Below are 4027 nucleotides of genomic sequence, written 5' to 3'. Positions count from 1 at the left end.
TCGAAACCCACCCTTTCGAGACCCGGTAGGTGCGTGCGGCCTCCGCCTGCGACAGACCCTGGACGGTGACGGCGGTGATGATCAGACGAGCCTTCGACACCCCTCAGAGCGTGGCCGAGGGTTTCCTATGTCTTGAGACATGGGTTTCCTATGTCCTGAAACCAGACACTGTCAGCCCGACATTTTTGAGGTCGCTTTCTCAGCGGGAGCTGTTCGCGGTACGACCGCGCACGATCCCGACGAACACGTCGCACAGCGGATGCGACGCGCCGGTTGGCCATACCAACGAGATCCCGGTATCTGGTGCATCCCGAAGCGGTCGGGCGACGACATCCTTTCGCGACAGCGCCCGCGCGACCGACTGCGGCATGACGGCGACGCCGACGTTCGCCGCGACGAGCTCGACGACGTCCTCGCCGTCTCCCGCGAGGAGATCGATCGGCAGGACGTTCTCGCCGTCTAGGTCGGCGACGTCAATGGCATCCAGCGCTGCCACGAGCGAGCCGCGCGGTGCGACCACGACAGGAGCCTCCCGGTAAAGCGGGATCGCGTGCAGGTCGTCGTCGGCCGCAACGTCGCGCGCCAGAGCCATATGCGCGGTGCCGCCCCGCAAGGCCGCGAGAGCAGCCGACTGGGGGAGAGGCACGAGCTCCAATCGTCCGCCGGGGCGTCGCTCCCGCCAGACCCGTTCCCATTTGGCGGGCGTGACTCCGGGCACGAAGGCGACGACGAGCGGATCGGGCATGGGCTCAGGCTACGCGTGGGACACGTACGCTCGGATGTATGACCGACGCCCCGCGCGAAGACCGCCGCCAGCAGCCGAAGCCGCCGAAGCAGCAACTGCTCAGCCCGAAGACCGCGGCCGAGAAGCTCGGGGTGTTCCTGCCGGCGACGCCCGAGGAGTTCCGCTCTGTGCCGATCGCGCGGGATGCTCTGCAGGCACTTCAGACTGACCCCCCGGAGTGGTTGACCACGCTCCGTCGCGAAGGTCCGCACCCGCGCGGCGAGGTTGCACGTCGGCTCGGGGTGTCGAACTCGGCGCTCGCTCGGGCAGGGGTCAGTGACTCGATGACGACATCCGAAATTCGTACCCTCCTGGCCGCCCTGCCGGAGTGGCTCTCCATCGAGCGTGAGAAGCACCTGCCTGGCACCGGCGGCGCGCCTGGAACAGCTATCGGGGAGCGACCCGCGAGGCGCGATCCCGCCCCGGATCCCGACGACGACCAGTAGCGGTCAGCCCTCCGGCAACCGATCCTCACCGAGACCGACCGGCAGTCGAACGGTAATCGTTGTACCGTGCGCGACGGTGGAGTCGACCGCGATTGTTCCGCCGTGTGCGTGAACGATCTGCTGGGAGATCGAGAGCCCGAGGCCGACTCCCGGGATGGCGGCGCTCTGCACGTTGGAGGCTCGGAAGAACTTGGTGAACAGTCGGGGGATGTCGGCGGCAGGGATGCCGATACCGGTGTCCCGGACCCGGATGACGACCTCGCGGTCAGCGGTTGAGCCGTGCGCGGAGACCATCACCTCGCCGTCGGGGGCGGTGAATTTCACCGCGTTGTCGATGAGGTTGGCAAGCGCCCGTTCGAGGTGCGCGCCGTCGGCATCCACCATGACGTCGGGTCCGTCGCCCTCCATGCTGAGGGTGACGTCGCGGCTGGTCGCCAGCGGCTCGACTCTCGCCACTGCGCGTGACACCAGACCCGCGACATCCACCGGCGAGCGAGCGACGAGGCTCTCGAGGTCTTCCAGCCGGGAGGCGGTGAACGTCTCGTCGATGAGGCTCTGCAGTCGCGCACCGTTCCGTTCGATCGTGCGGAGCATGCTCATCGCGGCGGGAGGCATCTCGCCTGCGCTGCCATCCAGCAGAAGTTCGACGTGCCCGTTGATCGAGGTCAACGGCGTTCGGAACTCGTGATTGACCGTCACCAGCATGTCGGTTTTGGCTTGATCGAGCTCGGTCAGCCGACGCACGACCTCTTCCTGGGCGGCGAGCATCCGACCCAGCATCGCCTGACGGAAGACGATGGGCACGGCTCCCAGACCGACCGTCAAAGCGGCGAGCACGATAGCCAATTCCGACAGGTGCAGCGTCGTGCCCGTGACGAGCACCGCGAGTCCCGCGAGGACGGCGACCGCGGGAAGCACGACCGAGACTCCCCGGCGAGGTGCCGGGGAGTGCTCGGTTCGTGACGGCGTAACGCCGGCCCCCCACCAGGTAATGAAGGCGAGACCGATGGCCCACGTCGCATCGAGGGGGGTTCCGGCGAGGTAGGTGCCCGAACTCTCCAGGAGGGCGTATGCGATGTCTGCGGCGGCGAAGATTCCGAGACCCGTGATGAGCGCCCACCAGCGCCGACCGATCGTCATGGTGGGCACCGAGGCGAATCCTGCGATCACCGCGATCAAGATCAGGTCGAAGAGGGGGTAGGCGAGCGAGATCGTGCTGTCGAGCACGGTGTCGCCGGCCAGCGCGTCGGAGATCACCGGGCCGACCACGACGGCGAGAACTGCCGACGCCCCGACCGTGGCTACGGCAGTTTCCAACAGCACCAGGCGACCGACTCCGTGGAGGTGGCGACGCATGAGCGTCACAAGCGCAGCCACCATGAGGGGATAGAACAGCAGGTAGCCAACATCCGCGGGTGACGGGAATACAAGATAGCCGTCGGCATCCATCGCCAAGGAGTAGTACGAGTCGCCGATTGCCGCGAACGTCACGCCGGCGGCGGCGAGGACCACAGCGAGCTGAGTGAACCCGGTGCGACAGGCCACCAGCCAGAAGATCGCTACCGGAATCCACTGGGTGGCAAGCGCCACCCACACGTTGATGAGTGGATGAGTGTCGCCCCTCGACCCGAGGAGTCCGAAAAAGTAGACGATGTTGGCGCCGGCCATCAGCCAGAGCAGCGCGATGATTGCGCGGTGCAGCACCGGAGATTGCTCCCGCGCGCGGGCCATCGCAGCAGTCCGGAGCGCGGTCATACGGAAAGCTAACCTGCGGCGCGTCGGGTTCATCAGCCCCACTATGGGGCAATTGAGTTCAGTCGACCGCTCGGGCGTGCAGTACGAGCGCCTGCTGCGGGGCGAGGAGCGGCACGGGCAGCCCGAGGTCGGCGAGCAGCCGACCGGTGACCGTGATGCCGCCCTCGGCGAGCCACGCGGGCGGGGCATCCTGCACGACGTGCGGGCCGCCCCCGAGATCGAGCGGTTCGATCCGATAGCGGCGGTCGGGGTCGAGTCCCGGGAATCGCAGGGGCGGTGGCACCGCAACCGTTGGCGTCTCGAGAGTCACGAGCGCTATGAGCGCTTCGTCGGTGGCGGGGCTCACCAGTCCGTGCACGATCCGGGCGTCGCCGGCTTCGTCGGTGCGCACTGTGCGCCCCCCGGTCACGAGCGGCCGAAGCGCCTTGACAGTCGCGATCCATGCCCGCAGGTGCGCACGGTCGGCGTCGCTCGCCGTCGCCAGATCCCACTCGATTCCCGCGCTGCCGAACAGGGCTGTCGCGAGGCGAAACGACAGGTCGTGGGTGCGGCCGCTGATGTGCGCGCGGGGAGCACCGACATGGCCACCGAGCAGTTCCGGCGGCATGAGCAGCCCGCTGTAGCGCTGGATACGCTGCCGATCGAGGGCGTCGTTCGTGTCGCTTGTCCAGAACCGGTGCACCCGCTGCGCCATGCCGAGATCGACTCGCGCCCCGCCGGAGGCGCAACTCTCGATCGCGAGCGCCGGGAATCGCTCCCGGAGCGCATCGATGAGGGCGTAGACCGCCCGGGTGTGTGCGGCCGCAGTGCCGGCGTGCTGGTCACGGTTGTGGTCCCACTTGAGAAAGGCGATCGGATACTCGGTGAGCAGTGCTGTCAGGGCCTGCAGCACGTGTGCGCGCGCTGCGGGCACGGTGAGATCGAGGGTGTGCTGGTGGCGCCACGGAGGGGGGACCGCAGCCTCCGCACCAATGTCGGCGAGCATCCAATCGGGATGCTCGCGCGCCAGCCGGGAGTCGGCACTGACCATCTCGGGCTCGAC

4 protein-coding genes are annotated in these 4027 nt (G+C 67.9%); 1 reads left to right on the top strand and 3 read right to left on the bottom strand.

The annotated features are described in order from the left end of the window. Positions 1 to 199: 199 nt before the first annotated feature. Entirely contained in the window at positions 200 to 745 is a 546-nt protein-coding gene (locus RMO30_RS04605) for a LysR substrate-binding domain-containing protein (RefSeq protein WP_309710118.1), read from the bottom strand. A gap of 38 nt (positions 746 to 783) precedes the next feature. On the opposite strand from RMO30_RS04605, the gene RMO30_RS04600 reads away from it, so the two are divergent. Then, positions 784 to 1230: a DUF5997 family protein gene (locus tag RMO30_RS04600; protein ID WP_309710116.1), complete on the top strand. Its 447-nt coding sequence runs from the start codon at positions 784 to 786 to the stop codon at positions 1228 to 1230. A gap of 3 nt (positions 1231 to 1233) precedes the next feature. Here RMO30_RS04600 and RMO30_RS04595 read toward each other — a convergent pair whose 3' ends face one another. Together RMO30_RS04595 and RMO30_RS04590 are read right to left on the bottom strand one after the other, a co-directional pair. Further along, positions 1234 to 2985: an ATP-binding protein gene (locus RMO30_RS04595; RefSeq protein ID WP_309710113.1), complete on the bottom strand. Its 1752-nt coding sequence runs from the start codon at positions 2983 to 2985 to the stop codon at positions 1234 to 1236. 58 nt (positions 2986 to 3043) lie between these two features. Continuing rightward, positions 3044 to 4027 (bottom strand): alpha-galactosidase (locus RMO30_RS04590; RefSeq protein ID WP_309710110.1); only part of this gene is annotated, 984 nt, incomplete at its 5' end.

It is taken from the genome of Pseudolysinimonas sp. (assembly GCF_031389465.1).
Taxonomy (GTDB): Bacteria; Actinomycetota; Actinomycetes; order Actinomycetales; family Microbacteriaceae; genus Pseudolysinimonas_A.
The sequence above is the reverse complement of the archived record's forward strand: the minus strand, read 5'-3'. Positions and strand labels throughout refer to the sequence as shown.

Excerpts from the sequence above, each read along its gene's own strand:
- RMO30_RS04600 (WP_309710116.1), top strand. The coding sequence starts at position 784 with ATGACCGACGCCCCGCGCGAAGACCGCCGCCAGCAGCCGAAGCCGCCG.
- RMO30_RS04595 (WP_309710113.1), bottom strand. The coding sequence starts at position 2,985 with ATGACCGCGCTCCGGACTGCTGCGATGGCCCGCGCGCGGGAGCAATCT.
- RMO30_RS04605 (WP_309710118.1), bottom strand. The coding sequence starts at position 745 with ATGCCCGATCCGCTCGTCGTCGCCTTCGTGCCCGGAGTCACGCCCGCC.